This window comes from Jeotgalibacillus salarius (genome assembly GCF_004405125.1).
Taxonomy (GTDB): Bacteria; Bacillota; Bacilli; order Bacillales; family Jeotgalibacillaceae; genus Jeotgalibacillus; species Jeotgalibacillus salarius.
In genome coordinates this window covers 17,128-34,257 of record NZ_SORX01000005.1, presented here as the reverse complement: position 1 = coordinate 34,257, position 17,130 = coordinate 17,128, and the positions used below count along the sequence as shown (strand labels likewise).

General features: G+C 41.3%; 12 protein-coding genes and 1 other annotated feature. Of the genes, 6 read left to right on the top strand and 6 right to left on the bottom strand.

Annotated features, from left to right (window positions below; translation table 11 throughout):
• Positions 1 to 115: 115 nt before the first annotated feature.
• The gene (gene hisJ, locus E2626_RS09550) at positions 116 to 919 is read left to right on the top strand and encodes a histidinol-phosphatase HisJ (RefSeq protein WP_134381535.1); all 804 of its coding nucleotides are present in this window, start codon (positions 116 to 118) and stop codon (positions 917 to 919) included.
• On the opposite strand, the gene refZ is transcribed toward hisJ, so the two are convergent.
• A complete protein-coding gene (refZ, locus tag E2626_RS09545) occupies positions 895 to 1,521 on the bottom strand; it encodes a forespore capture DNA-binding protein RefZ (RefSeq protein ID WP_166786787.1) in 627 nt (208 codons plus the stop codon). The two genes, hisJ and refZ, sit on opposite strands and share 25 nt — an antisense overlap.
• A 161-nt stretch (positions 1,522 to 1,682) precedes the next feature.
• On the opposite strand from refZ, the gene E2626_RS09540 reads away from it, so the two are divergent.
• Positions 1,683 to 2,162 carry a GAF domain-containing protein gene (locus E2626_RS09540; RefSeq protein ID WP_134381533.1) on the top strand — a complete coding sequence of 160 codons (480 nt, stop codon included), beginning with the start codon at positions 1,683 to 1,685 and terminating at the stop codon, positions 2,160 to 2,162.
• A 33-nt stretch (positions 2,163 to 2,195) separates the two neighbouring features.
• Here the strand turns inward: E2626_RS09540 and megL are convergent, their stop codons facing one another.
• Both megL and E2626_RS09530 read right to left on the bottom strand, forming a co-directional pair.
• A complete protein-coding gene (gene megL, locus E2626_RS09535; protein WP_134381532.1) occupies positions 2,196 to 3,416 on the bottom strand; it encodes a methionine gamma-lyase in 1,221 nt (406 codons plus the stop codon).
• 112 nt (positions 3,417 to 3,528) lie between these two features.
• Positions 3,529 to 5,367, bottom strand: coding sequence for a sensor domain-containing diguanylate cyclase (locus E2626_RS09530; RefSeq protein WP_134381531.1), 1,839 nt, complete (start codon positions 5,365 to 5,367; stop codon positions 3,529 to 3,531).
• A gap of 577 nt (positions 5,368 to 5,944) precedes the next feature.
• Between E2626_RS09530 and rpsD the strand changes: the two genes are divergently transcribed.
• Complete coding sequence (rpsD, locus tag E2626_RS09525) at positions 5,945 to 6,547, top strand: 30S ribosomal protein S4 (RefSeq protein WP_134381530.1); 603 nt, start codon at positions 5,945 to 5,947, stop codon at positions 6,545 to 6,547.
• Positions 6,548 to 6,698: 151 nt separating this feature from the next.
• A complete protein-coding gene (locus E2626_RS09520) occupies positions 6,699 to 7,862 on the top strand; it encodes a DUF4317 family protein (RefSeq protein ID WP_134381529.1) in 1,164 nt (387 codons plus the stop codon).
• A gap of 59 nt (positions 7,863 to 7,921) precedes the next feature.
• On the opposite strand, the gene E2626_RS09515 is transcribed toward E2626_RS09520, so the two are convergent.
• Together E2626_RS09515 and tyrS are read right to left on the bottom strand one after the other, a co-directional pair.
• On the bottom strand, positions 7,922 to 9,442 hold the full coding sequence (locus E2626_RS09515; RefSeq protein WP_134381528.1) for an FAD-dependent oxidoreductase: 1,521 nt from the start codon (positions 9,440 to 9,442) through the stop codon (positions 7,922 to 7,924).
• A gap of 380 nt (positions 9,443 to 9,822) precedes the next feature.
• Positions 9,823 to 11,085, bottom strand: a complete 1,263-nt coding sequence (tyrS, locus tag E2626_RS09510; RefSeq protein ID WP_134381527.1) for a tyrosine--tRNA ligase — start codon at positions 11,083 to 11,085, stop codon at positions 9,823 to 9,825.
• Positions 11,086 to 11,151: 66 nt separating this feature from the next.
• Positions 11,152 to 11,364, bottom strand: a binding site (T-box leader).
• Positions 11,365 to 11,507: 143 nt separating this feature from the next.
• Between tyrS and E2626_RS09505 the strand changes: the two genes are divergently transcribed.
• The gene (locus tag E2626_RS09505; protein WP_208528135.1) at positions 11,508 to 14,513 is read left to right on the top strand and encodes a transglycosylase domain-containing protein; all 3,006 of its coding nucleotides are present in this window, start codon (positions 11,508 to 11,510) and stop codon (positions 14,511 to 14,513) included.
• Between the two features lie 88 nt (positions 14,514 to 14,601).
• On the opposite strand, the gene acsA is transcribed toward E2626_RS09505, so the two are convergent.
• Complete coding sequence (gene acsA, locus E2626_RS09500; protein WP_134381526.1) at positions 14,602 to 16,320, bottom strand: acetate--CoA ligase; 1,719 nt, start codon at positions 16,318 to 16,320, stop codon at positions 14,602 to 14,604.
• A gap of 177 nt (positions 16,321 to 16,497) precedes the next feature.
• Here acsA and E2626_RS09495 point away from each other — a divergent pair, with 177 nt between their 5' ends.
• Positions 16,498 to 17,130 (top strand): GNAT family N-acetyltransferase, encoded by a 633-nt coding sequence (locus E2626_RS09495; RefSeq protein ID WP_134381525.1) that lies wholly within the window; start codon positions 16,498 to 16,500, stop codon positions 17,128 to 17,130.

Genomic DNA, 17,130 nt, shown 5'->3' with positions numbered 1-17,130 from the left:
TCTATGTCAATATGAAAAATGTATTGACTTTATGATACCATGTAACAAGTGAGATTTCTTGTTTTTTCTTGATTTTTTGACATGACTTTTTTAGTCAGGGAAAGGACTGATCATAATGATCAAAAGAGACGGACATATACATACGCCATATTGCCCACACGGTTCGAAGGATTCTTTTTCTTTGTATGCTGAAAAGGCAATTGAGTCAGGGCTGGAAGAAATTACTTTTACTGAACATGCTCCTTTACCCGAAGGATTTAATGATCCTGTTCCTGAACAGGATAGTGGAATGAAACCTGCTGATCTTGAAAAATACATACAGGACCTTGAAAGTGTAAAAAAACAATATCAAAAAGACCTGCGCATTCACACAGGTCTTGAAATAGACTATATAGAAGGCTTTGAAAGCCAGACGATTGATTTTCTGAATCAGTATGGATTCCACCTCGACGATGCCATTCTCTCAGTGCATTTTCTGAAAGCACGCGGTCAGTATGTTTGTATGGACTACAGCCCTGAGTCATTTGAACAATTAATAACCCTGACCGGCTCAACTGACTTGGTACATTCACTTTATTATCAAACCGTGCTTAAATCAGTTCAGGCTGACCTCGGTCCATATAAACCAAAAAGAATTGGGCATATGACACTGGCAAAGAAATTTCAGCGCCTGTATCCTCCTCTTGAATCACATGAAGATGAAATAAAACAGCTGTTAAACGCCGTTAAATTACATCAGCTGGAACTTGATTACAATGGTGCAGGTACGGTTAAACCGCACTGTCAGGAGACATATCCGACACCTGCGATCGCATCAGCTGCTTACAAAATGGGAATCGATCTTGTTTATGGATCTGATGCACATACGGCTGACGGACTCATGCAGGGTACCGATCAACTGATTGCGCTTAACCCGTAACAGGATGTGACGCTGTTAAACCATACTTCCACGGCTTCAATATATTGACGGGTAAAATATGGGTCTGAGGTGTTAATATGCCAAAGTTCACGTACAGTCTGACTTTGTAAAAAAGGCGTTGTAATCATTGAATTTAATTGAATAAGAAAAAATGAAGGGGACAGTTTGAAGCTGTACCCTTTTTCAATATCCTCAGCCATTAACATTTTCCAAAGATATTGCTCTTTTCTTAAATAACAGGCAGTCATTTCTCTGATCAATTGATGATCCAGGGTAATTTCGCGCCATGCAAAACGTGCAAACCTGTGGTGCTGCTGCTGAAACCTGATCACTTCACATGCAGCAGACATTACAGCGCTCCTATTTTGACGTTTTACTTCATTTAATGATCTTTCAAGTACATTCAGATACGGTTCAAAAAAAGCAATCAGACATTCTTCCAACAATCCTTTTTTTCCTGAAAAGTAGTAAGAGACTGTGCCAACATTTACTCCGGCTAATGCCGAGATATCTCTGATGCTTGTACCATGAAACCCTTTAGTAAAAAACAGATCCACTGCTGTTGTCATTACTTCGGACTTTGTCTCACGCTGCACGTTCATCATTCCTCACCCTTTCAAATAATTGCTTCACGTTGATTGCTGTGTTATACATGTATTATTCTATTGATTGAATTCGAGATATCTTCAGGTAACACCTTTAATAACTGTTCTTCAAATTACGCACAGGATGGTCAATTTAAATCTATAAAGCGGGTGATATGATGTTTAATGTCGAAACTTATAAAGGCACTAAAGGAAAAAAATATGAAATGCTTCACAAACAACTGAGTGCTCTTCTTGAGGGCGAAACAAATCAAATCGCCAATCTCAGTAATGCATCAGCACTATTAAATCAATTTCTGGATCAAACAAATTGGGTGGGTTTTTATTTAATGGAGGATGGGGAACTTGTTCTCGGGCCTTTCCAGGGACTTCCTGCCTGTGTAAGGATCCCGCTTGGCAAAGGTGTCTGCGGGACTGCAGCCGGTGAAAATCGCACATTGCGTGTTGAAGACGTACATGCATTCCCTGGACACATAGCATGTGATGCGGCTTCTCAGTCAGAGATTGTCGTGCCACTTGAGAAAAATGGGATTGTGATTGGTGTCCTCGACATTGACAGCCCAATCAAAAAACGTTTTGATGAAGAAGACCAAAAAGGTCTTGAGAGATTTGCTACGATCTTATCTGAATACATCTAAAGAAAAACAGCACGCGTTTTGCGCGCTGTTTTTTTATTTGCTTTCGATTATTAAGGGTGCGCTCTCTTCAATTTTACTGAATGCCTGTTCAAGATCATCCTTAATGTCTTCCCACGATTCGAGTCCTACTGAAAGTCGTAACAGCGTGTCAGTAATCCCCATCCCTTTTCTCGTTTCTTCGGGTACAACAGAATGGGTCATGGTTGCAGGGTGCTGAATTAAAGTTTCTGCGTCTCCGAGGCTGACTGCAATTTTGACCAGCTTCAGTTCATCCATAAATGCCTGGGCCATCTCTTTTGTACCGTTTATATTGAAAGAGATCAGTCCGCCCGGTCTGTTCATTTGCTTTCTGGAAATCTCATATGAAGGATGATCTTTATCGCCCGGGAAGTAGATGTTTCTTACTAGTGAATGTTGTTTTAAATAGTCTGCAATTTTTTCTGCATTATCACAGTGACGGTCAAGTCTTACTGCCAGTGTTTTTAAGCCTCTTAACAAAAGCCATGCATCAAATGGCGACATAATCCCGCCGATATCTTTCTGCGTTGTCATTCTGATTTCCCCAATCACTTCAGCAGATTTTGCAACTAATAAACCGCCGATCACATCGCCATGACCTCCAATATATTTTGTCGCACTGTGAAGCACAAAGTCCGCCCCCATTTTTAACGGATTTTGCAGATAAGGTGAACAGAATGTATTATCAACGACAACCGGAATGTCCATTTCACTTGCCACACTGCACACCATTTCAAGATCAATTAATTCCATCGTCGGGTTAATTGGTGTTTCTACATAAATGCAGGCTGTATTCGGTAGAATGGATTTTTTCATTGATTCTTTTGAAGATAAATCTGCAAATTCATGTGTAATCGCAAACTTTTCTTCCATCATCTCAAGCAAACCGAATGTGCAGCCGTAAACTCCTTTAGAACATACGACATGATCGCCTGACTTCAGCAGATAAAAAAGCACTGCAGAAACGGCCGCCATACCTGAACCAAATGCGAGTGCTCCTCCGCCTTGTTCTATTGCAGTCATTCGGTCTTCAAGTATTTTGACAGTCGGATTTCCCAGCCGGGAGTAAATATAGCCCTCTTCATCACCAGCAAAGCGTCTCTCTCCCTGAGCGGCTTGGTCAAATGTATAGGTTGATGTCTGGAAAAGTGGTGGTGCTAATGAGCCTTCATATTTTTTTGAATCATAACCACTATGGATGACCTCAGTCTCAAATCTTTTTTTGTCGTTAAGCATTGTAAGCTCCCCTTGTTTTGTAATCGCTTTCATTACCTATTTTACTTGTTTTTATCATAATTTCAATGCTTACATTCATTAAAAAAGACCGCCATTGGCAGCCTTTTAAACATTACTGTAATATTTTTTCTGCATCTCCCTTTAAATAAGCCACCTGATTCTTTCCGGAATTTTTAGCTTGATAAAGGGCAACATCTGCCCGTCGAACAAGGTTTATCATTAAATCAGGTTTATTTCTATCCCAGTTAGATACGCCACAGGAAATTGTAACAGCGGGATCTGTTGCTTGCTCAACCGTTTCTCTCAATTTTTCAGTCAATGCTACACCATCAAACAGTGACATATTGCTGAAATAAAGCGCGAGCTCTTCTCCACCCCATCTGGCACTAACACTGTTTTCTGTCCCAAAGGAAGTAAGGTGCTTTGCAAGCTGAATAATGACCTGGTCCCCTTTTTGATGACCAAAAGTATCATTTACACGTTTGAAATCATCAATATCAATCAATATAAATACGCCTTTGTTATCTTTTTCCATCGACTTTTCAACTGTCTGATCAAGGTAATGACGTGCAAATAATCCAGTCATATGATCACGATTGATCATTTCCTGCATTTCTACACGAAGCATTGCATTTACAAGTGCCAATGCCGAATGGTGCACAATCGATTTGAAGAGTTTATACATCTCAAATGAAAATGCATATGAGTCTTTATGAAGCACAAGACAAAATCCTTTTAGCTGTTCATGATGAATCATCGGTACAGCAATTAGCGAGCAATACCCAGCCCCAAGCTCGCAGTCAGACAAATAAACTGCGTCATTTCCTTCCAGAAGCTGCTGCTTTACATCTTCTATACAAATGCAGCCTTCTTCAGTTCTGAAAAAATTTGAGCTGCCTTCTACCGTTTTCCATTCTTCACCTTCAACCCAAATAAATCCTGTCTCATCAGGATTCAATGCTTTTTTAATCTGACCTGCCAGATAATTCATCATTTCTTTCATATCCAGGTTGGCATTTAATTCGTGTGAAAGATCATTAATCAATTTCAAATCTTCAATTGATTGCCTCGACTGTTCATAGAGTTTCGCATTTTCAAGCGCATTACCTGCAGTTGTGGACAGAATCTTAATAAATTCGATTTCATGTTTTTTTAATGCTTTATTTGTTGTTCCTTCAGTTTTCAGCAGACCATACACACCCTGCTTTCCATTTAAAGGAGAATACATTGCTGAGTGGTCTCCCCGGTCATCAATCGTAATTTCAGAGGAAACAAATGCATGAAGCAGGGCTTCGTTATCTGTCTGGTAATCCAGATACTCAATCGGCAGCCCCTTTTCCACTCCCTGTTCATCAGAAAGAATTAATGTGAAAGTATAATAAGGGAAAGTATTTTTTAATGAGTGTATGATTTTTGCAAGCACCTGGGTCACGTTCATATGAGAATTAAAAGCTTCAGTCACCTCAAAGAGTTCGTGATATCTCTTACGTTCCGTTGCAGTAACAAGCATTCGTCTGACATTTTGATAGAGAACAGACGTATCACACGCCAGTACAGATACCATAACAGGGTCCTTTGCCCACATTGCAGTTGGCAGTGTTCTGATGACAATGAATCCCATTAGTGTCGATTTGTCATAGCAAGGAATTAATATATCTCCCCGTTCCAGCATGGCTTCACTGTGTTCAAGTATAAAATAGGGTTCATGTCCAATAGAGGTGATCATATCCTTACCGAATTTCTTCCGATCTTTCCTGGTGTCCGTGTATTCAACTAACCATTCACCTTCTTTATATAAATAGAAGGTTTCCTCAACTTCAAATTGTTCCTTAAGAAGTGTTGCTAACTGACGATACCAATGACTGATCGAAACCTCACCTGACATTGAATGAGCAAGAATATCAAACACACCGGCTTTGAATCGGTCCATAAACGGTTTCAGAGAATCCATTTCTTCACCTTCGTCTCTTTTGGTATAATATCAATGTTTGTTTATGTATTTTTCAGATATTTACAAATATTAATTATAGCATAATTCAGTCGTATTACTATACATTCCAGCCGGTTTTTATAACAGAAGTTTCAGCAAAAAATGCCTACACTTTAAAACATTTGTCTTCTGTAAACCGCTGTTGCTTTCCGTGGAAGACTCCGCTTTCCTGCCCCCGGGCGGTAAGCCTCCTCAGCTTCGCTTCCGGGGTCTCACCTGTCTCTTTCCGGGGCGGGAGTCTCCGCCTTCCACTACAATCAACAGCTAGAAAAAATTTGATTAAGTGTTGCATGCTACTATATAGGTATTTAATAAAGAGGTTGACAAATACCTTTATAAATTGTATGATGTTCTTTGTGTAAAATAATGCAGCCTTTTGTGAACACATGAATGGCTCATTTTGTTCCTATCTTTGTGTAGGTGCATCGTGTAACCCCTGCTGCAGGGCGATGGTGCAAGATAACAAAATGACGATTGATGGTTTAATCACATGGTTTTTATTTTACAACTAAATAAAAACACAAGGAGGAGTCAAATTATGGCTCGTTATACAGGTCCAGCATGGAAACTGTCTCGTCGTCTTGGTGTATCACTAAGCGGCACAGGAAAAGAATTAGAAAAGCGTCCTTACGCTCCAGGTCCACACGGTCCTACTCAGCGTAAAAAACTATCAGAATATGGTCTTCAGCTTCAGGAGAAGCAGAAACTTCGTCACTCTTACGGCGTAACTGAGCGTCAGTTCCGTAACTTGTTCGACAAAGCTGCTAAACTTCCTGGACGTCACGGTGACAACTTCATGATTCTCCTTGAAGCTCGTCTTGACAACCTTGTATACCGTCTTGGTCTTGCACGCACACGTCGTCAGGCGCGTCAGCTTGTTAACCACGGTCACATTCTTGTTGATGGTTCACGCGTGGACATCCCGTCTTACAGCGTAAAGCCAGGACAATCAATCAGCCTTCGTGAGAAATCACAGAAGTTGAGCATTGTTCAGGAAGCAATTGAGCTTAACAGCTTCACTCCTGAATATGTATCATTTGACGCTGACAAACTTGAAGGTTCATTCACTCGTTTCCCTGAGCGTACTGAACTTTCTGCTGATATCAACGAAGCACTTATCGTTGAATTCTACTCTCGTTAATCTTTTAACAATTAAGATTAACAACATGAAGCCCTTGAAATGTTTAACCAACATTTCAAGGGCTTTTCTTATGCTTTTTTATCATGAATCAATTGTATGTGTTAAGATAAGTGGTGCTTTACAGAAATATCCCATCATTAGGAGTGAGCATATGGATAAGAAAGATGTAGCCGGTATCCGCAAACAATTTAAACCTGACAATGACCTTCTCAGAGTGTCTGACATTTTTAATGTATATATTATGAAAGAGACAACAGATATCTATCATTATCAAAGACAGCCTTTTGAAATGCTTGACAGTGATCAGCAGGAGCTGTTCATGAATAACTTTAAAAAAGCACTGACTGGTCAAATGAATGAAAAGCTGTTTGAACTCAAGTTTAAGAGAGATGCTGAAAATAGCAGTCAGCTGATTTTACATAAAGGGTTACTGAGTGACGGTGAAGAATGGCAGAATCAAATGCTTTTAATGACTGAAAAAATAATTGCCAACCCTTTCGAAAAAGATATTGTCATCACATTCATTCGCGGGGAATATATGAAGCCTTCAAGAAAACGCAGTGATGAATCAGATGACAGCAGCCGCGATACCGTCTACTCTCATCCGTTCACATTATGTACGATCAACAGAACTGAAGAACCTAAAAAGGAGATCCAGTTTGATTACATCGAAAAAGAATTTAAATACAAAGTAGAAGTTGATCCTGTTATAGACCTTAAAAATCCAATGACCAGTTTTCTGTTCCCGGCAATTACAAATCATGCTTCAGATGTGAATCACGTCCTTTATGCAGCACCTAAAGCGAATGAACCTGATTTCCACTTTATTGAAGAAGTACTAAATGGCGATGAGATTATGACAGCTCAGGAAGATAAAGCAGTATTTGAAGAGGTCATCAAAAGTGTCGTGGGTGACCGCCTCTCTCCTTCTACTCTAGCAAAAGTGTATAATGAAATACATACTACAATTGAAGAGAATGAAGAAGATGAACCACCCAAGCTGGATTACAAAGATGTAGAACGCGTTTTAACAAATAGCGGTGAAAAAGTAAAGGGCGATAAAATTAAAGAAGCCTTCCAGTTGATCACTGATAATGAAGCTTATGAATTCAAAGCCGGAAGTATTGTACCTAAGTATAAAACGAAATCAATTAAAATCCAGACCATGATCGCGAACATTTCGATCAGCCCGCAGGACCTGCAGTACGTCCGTCAGGTAGATTATAAAGGAAAACGGTGTATCATGATCGAAATTGAAGAAGATGCAGAAATTGACGGATTTAAGATGCTTCCTGAAGCGTTTGGTGATGAGTAGAAAAAAGCTCCAGTTTTCCTGGAGCTTTAAGCTGGAAATCCCGCAAAAGAGTGGGATTTTTATTTTTTCTTTAAGGGCTCTACTGCCGGCCCCTCAAGAACTGCACCATCAAAAGAAAATCTGGAGCCGTGACATGGACAGTCCCATGATCTGTCGTCCTGATTCCATGCACATTCACATCCCATATGCGTACACGTAATATCGACTTTATGAAGCCTTCCTTCTTCATCACGATAAGCCCCCGTCTTACCGCTATCACTCTGAATAAGTCCGCCTTCTCCTTTTAAAATATCGTCTGCAGTTTTATATGGACGATTTAACTTTCCTTTTACAAGCTCCGCCCCCACATTCGCATTTTCACTGACAAACGTTCCAATTGATGATGAAACATCATGGTCTGTTGGATCAAAAAGTTCCTGAAAGCGATTGTGTTTGTGTGTGATTAAATCCTTTAAAATATGTGCGGCAGCCGTACCGCCTGTCATGCCCCATTTTCTAAATCCGGTCGCAATATAAATGTGATTGTGGTGCCCAGTCACTCGTCCTGCATAAGGTATGCCACTGACTGTAAACAGATCCTGTGAAGACCAGCGATATTTAAAGTCTGTAACCCCGAATTCCGCTTTAGCAAATGATTCAAGACGCTGGTACCTGCTCCCTTCAATATTATCCTGCCCGGTCTTATGACTTTCTCCTCCAATAATCAAAAGCTTTTTACCATCTTTATATGGAGTCGTTCTGATCGAACGCGTTGGACTTTCCGCACTGATATACATGCCTTCAGCAAAAGTATCTTCCACTACTGCAGCAGAAGTGTATGAGCGCTCAGGTTTTAGTCGGGAAAAATAAAGGCCTTTAAAATCAACAAAGGGAAAGTGGGTCGCTGCAATCAGTTTTTTCGCTTTAATTACATAACCATCTTCGGTTGTTGCTTCTACTCCATCACGATGTTCATCAGCCTCAACCAAGCGGGTTTTCTCATAAATCTTTCCACCGAGTTTTACATATTCATTAAGCAGCGATTTTAAGTATTTGACCGGGTGAAACTGAAATTGATTCGGCATCTTCAATACTGCAGCAGCACCTAAATCGTATGGCATTTCATCTGTAAATTCCCCATGAATGCCTAGGGTTTGATATGCCTGCCATTCTTTTTCAAGCTGCTCTGGCTGATCAATAGTAAAGACACCGGCCTCCTGAATACTAAAGTCACAGTCAATCTCTAATTCACTGATTTTTTGTTTCATCCAGTTCATCGCTTCATTATTAGCTTCATAGTACAGCTTTGCTTTTTCTTTCCCATGCTGCGTCAAAAATTGATCATATATCATCCCGTGTTGAGCTGTTACTTTCGCGGTTGTATATCCGGTTGTTCCCTGAAAAACGCGATTGGCATCAGCAATAGTGACTTTAAAACCTTCTTTGACAAGAAGCAGTCCGGCAGTAATACCTGCAATACCCGCTCCTGCGATCAGAATATCAGTCTCATGATGATCTGATAATTTCTCAGCGTCCGGCACTCCGTCTTCAAGCCAATAGGACTGGTTGATTATATACTGGTCAATAAATGATTCTCCCATTCCAAAAACCTCCTTTTCTCAATAGTACTAACATTTCCTTCCACTGATTTTTTTAAACAAAGCTCTGTTAAAGTTGGCTGTTGATTTCCGCTTCAGGGGGACGCTTTCCGTAGCTGTGCTTCGCCGTGATTGTCTCACCTGTCCCTTCCTGCTACAGGAGTCACCCCCTTTCGCTCCAGTCACCAGCTGTGCAGAAACAAAAACGGACTTTGACAAAGTCTTAAACAAATAGAATGTAAAAACGCTGCCCCATGGAGGACTGCGCTTTCCTGCCCCTGGGCGGTAGTCTCCGTCCTCCGCGGGGGCAGCTGAGTGTGTATTATGTAATTAATTATAAAAAGCACCCGATTAAAATCGGATGCTAATAGAGAATTTTGTTATTATGCGTATTGAACCATAAAGTATTTCTTCTTCCCACGTCGGATGATGGTGAATTCGTTGTCGAGTCTGACTGTAGCGTCAAGTTCGAAACCGAGGTCCTGTACTCTTTCACCATTAATATATACCGCGCCGTTGGTTACGTCTTCCCGTGCCTGACGCTTTGAAGATGAAATTTTTGCATCAACAAGAACGTCTATAAGGTTAATTGACTGTTCTTCTTCGACTTTATGAGTTGGAACATCTTTAAAACCTTCACGTATTTCTGTACTGCTCAATGATTGTAAGTCCCCGCTGAACAGTGCTGCAGAAATTCTCTTTGCCTGATCAAGCGCTTCTTCACCGTGAATCATTTTTGTCATTTCTTCTGCAAGCGCTTTTTGGGCTGCACGCAGATGCGGTTCTTCTTTAACTGCTTTTTCAAGGCCTTCTATTGTGTCTTTATTTAGGAAAGTAAAGAATTTAAGGTATTTTACGACATCAGCATCAGTAGTATTGATCCAGAACTGGTAAAACTCATAAGGTGAGGTTTTGTCTGCATCAAGCCATACTGCACCCCCCTCGGTTTTACCGAATTTCGTGCCGTCTGCTTTTGTTACGAGCGGTATAGTCATCCCAAATGCTTTTGCATCTTCATCATTCATTTTACGGATTAATTCAAGGCCTGTTGTGATATTTCCCCACTGATCGCTGCCACCAATTTGCAGCTTACAGTTAAATTCTTTATATAAATGATTAAAGTCCATTGCCTGAAGTAACGTATACGTAAACTCAGTGTAGGAGATACCCGTTTCCAGCCGGGAAGAAATCGTATCCTTTGCAAGCATGTAATTAACACCGATATACTTTCCGTAGTCTCTCAGGAAAGTAATCATCTCAATCTGTCCAATCCAATCCAGGTTGTTTACCATAATTGCTTTATTGTCACCTTCAGCTGTATATAACTTTTCCAGCTGTTTTTTAATTGCTTCCACATTGTACTCAACCTGTTCACGTGTCTGGAGCTGACGTTCTTCTTTCTTACCGCTCGGATCACCAATTTGACCTGTGGCACCGCCTACAAGTACGACCGGACGATGTCCATGCTTCTGAAATCTTTTCATCGTAAGAAATGGTAAAAGGTGTCCAATGTGAAGACTGTCAGCAGTTGGATCTGCACCACAGTATAGTGACACAGATTCTTTATTTAACAACTCTTCCATACCAGCTTCATCTGTCTGCTGATAAATAATTCCACGCCATTTTAAATCCTGTAATAAATCCATTGCTCTTCCTCCTTCAATTGATCCGTTCTATATAAAAAATCGCATAAAAAAATCCCTTGCACATCATGCAGGGACGCTTTTATGCGCGGTACCACCCAGCTTAAGAAGAGTTTAACTCTCCCTCACTTCGTTGACTTAACGGATCTCTCCGGTTCTTCCAGCTAAGGAAAAACTGCTCCAAGAATGTAATTCAATCACCTTCCGTAGCGGTTTGCAGCAACCACCGCTTCTCTGAGTGTACGTTCAGGTTCTCTACTTCGTTCTTTTCAAAGCATTTAATATACGTTTTAATAAAGATAGTTTTAGCACAAATAAAAATCATCTGTCAAGCTTTAATCCCACTATTAAACTCGTTAAATTTACATTTCAAATGTATAAAATATGTTATAATCTTAAGGATGCTGCAAGGAGGATGATCGATATTGTCAGACCAAAATAAATCATTTCGCGAGCGTATCGCCGGATGGAGTGAAGCTTCAACCCGGATCGGTTTGCCACGAAAACTGCATACATCTTACCAGGTTTTCTGGAACTTATTATTATTACTTATGATTTTTGTTGTAATAGGTGCTGCTTTTGCCGGTGGTGTAGGTGCAGGATATTTTGCTTCTCTCGTTAAAGACGAAGAAGTATTGTCACAGGAGTCATTGCAACAAAATATTTATAATTACACTGAAACATCAGATTTATATTTTGCCAATGATGTATACCTCGGTAAGATCCGAACAGATCTTGAGAGAGATGAGGTATCACTGGAAGATGTATCTCCAATGCTGATTGATGCAGTCATTGCTACTGAAGATGAATATTTTATGGAGCACGATGGCGTAGTACCAAAAGCGATTATGCGTGCGATTTTTCAGGAAGTAACAAATGCGGCTAATCAGACTGGCGGAAGTACATTGACTCAACAGCTGATTAAAAATCAGGTCTTAACCAACGAAGTTTCTTTTGATCGTAAAGCAAAAGAAATTCTATTGGCATTAAGAGTTGAAAGATTCTTTGAAAAAGATGAAATTTTGGAAGCTTACCTTAATGTAGCAGATATGGGCAGAAACGCTTCCGGCAGAAATATCGCCGGGGTAGAAACAGCAGCCCAGGGATTATTTGGTGTGAGTGCAAGTGAGCTTTCACTTCCACAGGCTGCGTTTATTGCCGGCCTTCCACAGGCACCTTTTGGTTATACCCCATTTACAAATGGCGGTGAATTAAAATCAGTAGAAGCACTGCAGCCGGGTAAAGAACGTAAAAATGAAGTACTTTCGAGAATGCTCAGAGACGGAGCCATTACTCAGGAAGAACACGATGAAGCGGTTGCGTATGATTTAACACAGGACTTTAAAGAGCCCGCATCCGGTGCACTTGAAAGATACCCTTATGTAACTGAAGAATTAGAGCGTCGTGCAGAAGAGATTCTGACATATGTTTTGGCTGAAAACGATGGTTATTCCCGCGATCAGGTTGATGCTAGTGCAACTTTGATTGAAAAATATTCGCTTATGGCTGCAAGAGATATGCGTCAGAGCGGTTATCAGATTCACTCTACTATTGATAAAGAAGTCTATGATGCAATGGAAGAAGTGAAAAATAGTTACGACCGTTTTGATGAAGAGAGAGAAGGCGAAAAGTGGGACGCTGAAGAAGGTCAATTTGTTCCTGTCATGGAGCAGGAACAGACTGGGGCAATACTTATGGATAACGACACCGGCAGAATTATCAGTTTCACAGGTGGACGTAATCATGAGCGGATGAGCCTGAACCATGCGACTCAATCCTACAGATCAAGCGGTTCAACAATTAAACCTTTAGCAGTTTATGCACCAGCGATTGAGTACGGATTAATTGGTGCCGGCACCCCATTAGCAGATGTGAAATTTAACTATAATGGATGGGAGCCATTGAACTTTGTATCTTCCAGAGAATATGGTCTTATCCCGGCAAGAACTGCTCTTGCTGCATCACATAACCTTTCAGCTGCAAGGCTGTATGGTAGAATGCTGCAAAGCGGTTACAACCCTGGAGAATTTATTGAGGTGATTGACCCACAGGGAATTGAAGATGTTGAATACAGTTATCCGGCCTTTTCACTTGGCGGGATGAATCAAGGGATTACAGTAGAAGAAAATGTTTCGGCTTATGCTGCAATTGCTAACTATGGACAGTATAACGAGCCATTTATGATTGAAAAGATTGTTGACAGAGATGGAAATCTGATCTTTGAACATGAAACTGCACCTAAAGAAATGTTTTCACCTGCAACAGCCTATGTCACGATTGATATGATGAGAGATACACTGACTTCAATCGGATCCGGCAGATCTGCACCAGGATATTTGAACTTTTCTACTGACTGGGCAGGAAAATCAGGTACTTCACAGGATACGAAAGATAACTGGTTTATCGCTTCTAATCCGGAAGTCACTTTCGGAGTATGGCTTGGTTATGACACACCGAAAACCTTAAGATATCAGAGTTCCGTCAGAGCTATCAACCTATGGGCCAACATGATGAACCGTGTAAATGAACTCAGAACAGATCTCATTGACCCAGAATATACTTTCCAGCAGCCTGAAGGCGTTGTAAACAGATCATTCTGTACGTTTACAGGTCTCCCTGCTGGTGAGGCCTGCTCAGCAGCAGGACTTGTCACATCTGACTTGTTCACAACTGCGTGGAGCCCTTCAGGTGAAGAAGCAGGTCTTGAGACCTCAAAATATGTTGTTAAAAACGGACAGCGTTATATTGCTCTTGCTTCAACACCAGCTGAGTTTTCATCAACAGGAGCAATTCTGAGTCCCGACTTTGCTGAAGAAATGTTATTCCCTTATGGAGGAGATGCTTCAAAACTTTTCCCAGAGAACAACAGTTTCTTTGATAACATGCTTGTAGCAAATAACAGATTATCTGATGACGGCAGTAACCCTGCGGGAGTTTCAGCCAGCTCTTCAGGCAATACGTTAAGCTGGACTGGTTCCGGAAGCGGTGATGTTGTTGGATACAGAGTCTATTCAGGTAACAGTGTAGCTGCAATCAGACAGTTCGACGACTCAAGATCAGCTAATCTGCCTGCAGGAATTTATCAGGTCGTTGCAGTTGACGTAGCAGGTAAAGAATCAGCACGTTCTAATGAAGTGCGAATTGGAGCTGAGCCAGCCCCTGATCCTGAGCCAAGTGAACCTGAAGAACCCGTAACCGGTGATAACAATGGCGGTAACGGAAATGGCAATAGTAGTGGCGGCGGCAATAACGGCGGTAACGGTGGGACTACCTCACCTCCTGCTGAAGAAGAACCCCCTGCCGAAGAAGAGCCTCCTGCTGAAGAAGAACCTCCAGCCGAGGAAGAACCCCCAGCTGAGGAAGAGCCTCCTGCTGAAGAAGAACCTCCAGCTGAGGAAGACCCTCCAGGAGACGGTGAAGATGAAGAGTAATACTTTTAGCCAGGATTGCAAATGCAGTCCTGGTTTTTTTTATCCCACAAAAAAATCCGCCCTGCATAACAGGACGGATTTTAATATATCAATCTTCCATTGTAGATAAATCACCAGTAGGCAGATCAAGCTCCCATGCTTTCAGCACGCGTCGCATAATCTTACCACTTCTAGTTTTCGGAAGTTTATCTTTAAATTCTATTTCTCTAGGTGCAGCATGTGCTGACAGCCCCTTCTTCACGTGCTGTCTGATTTCTTCCTTCAATTCATCGCTTGCTTCATATCCTTCACGCAGCGCAACAAATGCTTTTATGATTTCTCCGCGAACCGGATCCGGCTTACCGATGACACCGGCTTCTGCGATTGCCGGGTGTTCAACAAGTTTGCTTTCTACTTCAAATGGACCAACTCGCTCACCAGACGTCATAATGACATCATCAATCCGACCCTGGAACCAGAAGTAGCCATCTTCATCCTGATATGCGGAATCTCCTGACACGTACCAGTCACCCGGCATAAAGTAAGAATCGTATTTTTCTTTATTATTCCAGATTGTATACATCATGGAAGGCCATCCTTTTTTCAATGCGAGATTACCCATGCGATTAGCAGGCAACTCATTCCCCTGATCATCTACAATGGCTGCTTCGACACCAGGCACAGGTCTGCCCATTGATCCTGGACGAATTTCCATAGCAGGAAAATTACAGATCATCTGGCCACCTGTTTCAGTCATCCACCACGTATCATGAATACGGTGGTTAAACACCTTCATTCCCCATCTGATTACTTCCGGGTTGAGCGGTTCTCCTACGCTGAGTACGTGACGAAGGTTCGAAAGATTGTATTTTTTGACGAGTTCATCTCCTGCTCCCATCAGCATTCTGAAAGCAGTCGGCGCACTGTACCATACAGTGACTTCAAAGTCCTCAAGTGTCTGGTACCATGCTTCAGGACTGAAACGTCCTCCAACAATGACAGATGTCGTTCCCGTCAGCCATGGTCCGAAAATTCCATAAGAAGTTCCTGTCACCCAGCCGGGATCTGCAGTACACCAGTAAATATCATTTTCTTTCAGATCCAGCACCCACTTGGCAGTCTGATAATGCTGCATCATCGCCCGCTGCACATGCAGTACGCCCTTTGGTTTACCCGTTGAACCTGATGTATAATGCAAAATTAATCCATCATCCTGATCAAGCCATTCAATATCAAATGAACGGTCAGCTTCGTTAAAGTGTTTCATGAAATCGATATACTGTTTTTCTTCCTTAACACCGTCTCCAATTACTAAAACATGCTTAAGATTTGGCAATTCATCAACCGGTATTCTTTCCAGCAATTCAGGCGTCGTAATGATTGCCTTTGCATCACTGTCTTCAAGACGGTCTTTAACTGCGCCTTCCATAAATGCTTCGAATAACGGACCTACAATTGCACCTATTTTCAGTGCGCCAAGTAAAGCGAAGTATAGTTCAGGTGAGCGCGGCATAAAAATAAATACACGGTCTCCTTTTTCAATGTCCGCCTGGCTCTTTAAAACGTTTGCAGCTTTATTCGTCATTTCTTTCATTTCTCTGAAAGTATATTTTTCATTGCGGTTTGCATCACGGTAATATAGTGCGATTTTATTCTTTCTATCTCCTTCGGCATGACGGTCGATTGCTTCATACGCCATGTTGATCTTGCCAGTATGATGCCATGAAAATTCTTTCTCTACCTCGCTCCAGTCAAATGATTCAACTGCAGATTCATAGTTTTGAAGATTATAGTCCCCTTTAACTGCTGGTAGCGCTTCCAATTTCATATTATCTTCCCCCTATGTACAAGTTCTTTTACAGTATAGTACAATTCCATTGTTATCTCAATTTTTTTAATATTCTATCACGAGGCGTATATGAAAACTCCTTCTTTTTGTTGAAAGCGCTTTTATAATTAGGGTATGCTATATAGTAGGATTACTATGAAATGTAGGTGACAGTGAATGGATCATCCGAAACTATACAACGCAAAAGAACTGAAAACGGCTAAGGGCACGATCATGATTGAAGGTCCTGTATCTAAAGATCAGCTTTCATCAATGGAGTTTCACGAAGACCTTGTTGCATTCAGAGTACCTGCACAGCAGCATAAGGCACTGATAGAAATTGCCGGTCTCCCTGAAGGCAGAATTTTAATTGCCAGGGAACATAATACAATTGTCGGCTATGTTACTTATCTATATCCCGATCCGCTTGAAAGATGGTCGCAGGGTAAAATGGATAACCTGATTGAACTTGGTGCGATTGAAGTAATCCCCAAATACCGTGGTGCATCTGTGGGCAAAAATCTGCTGCGCGTATCAATGATGGATGATGCGATGGAAGATTATATTGTGATTACAACTGAATACTACTGGCACTGGGATTTAAAAGGAACCGGATTAAATGTCTGGGATTACCGAAAAATAATGGAAAAAATGATGAACGCCGGCGGTCTGGAGTATTTTGCAACTGATGATCCTGAAATCAGTTCACATCCTGCAAACTGTCTGATGGCGAGAATCGGTAAAAGGATAGATCCTGAAGCTATTCAGAAATTCGATCAGCTCAGATTTATGAATCGATTTATGTACTAG

What these genes read in the sequence shown, in the direction of transcription:
- hisJ (WP_134381535.1), top strand. Translation starts at nt 116, where the DNA reads ATGATCAAAAGAGACGGACATATACATACGCCATATTGCCCACACGGT.
- refZ (WP_166786787.1), bottom strand. Translation starts at nt 1,521, where the DNA reads ATGAACGTGCAGCGTGAGACAAAGTCCGAAGTAATGACAACAGCAGTG.
- E2626_RS09540 (WP_134381533.1), top strand. Translation starts at nt 1,683, where the DNA reads ATGTTTAATGTCGAAACTTATAAAGGCACTAAAGGAAAAAAATATGAA.
- megL (WP_134381532.1), bottom strand. Translation starts at nt 3,416, where the DNA reads ATGCTTAACGACAAAAAAAGATTTGAGACTGAGGTCATCCATAGTGGT.
- E2626_RS09530 (WP_134381531.1), bottom strand. Translation starts at nt 5,367, where the DNA reads ATGGATTCTCTGAAACCGTTTATGGACCGATTCAAAGCCGGTGTGTTT.
- rpsD (WP_134381530.1), top strand. Translation starts at nt 5,945, where the DNA reads ATGGCTCGTTATACAGGTCCAGCATGGAAACTGTCTCGTCGTCTTGGT.
- E2626_RS09520 (WP_134381529.1), top strand. Translation starts at nt 6,699, where the DNA reads ATGGATAAGAAAGATGTAGCCGGTATCCGCAAACAATTTAAACCTGAC.
- E2626_RS09515 (WP_134381528.1), bottom strand. Translation starts at nt 9,442, where the DNA reads ATGGGAGAATCATTTATTGACCAGTATATAATCAACCAGTCCTATTGG.
- tyrS (WP_134381527.1), bottom strand. Translation starts at nt 11,085, where the DNA reads ATGGATTTATTACAGGATTTAAAATGGCGTGGAATTATTTATCAGCAG.
- acsA (WP_134381526.1), bottom strand. Translation starts at nt 16,320, where the DNA reads ATGAAATTGGAAGCGCTACCAGCAGTTAAAGGGGACTATAATCTTCAA.
- E2626_RS09495 (WP_134381525.1), top strand. Translation starts at nt 16,498, where the DNA reads ATGGATCATCCGAAACTATACAACGCAAAAGAACTGAAAACGGCTAAG.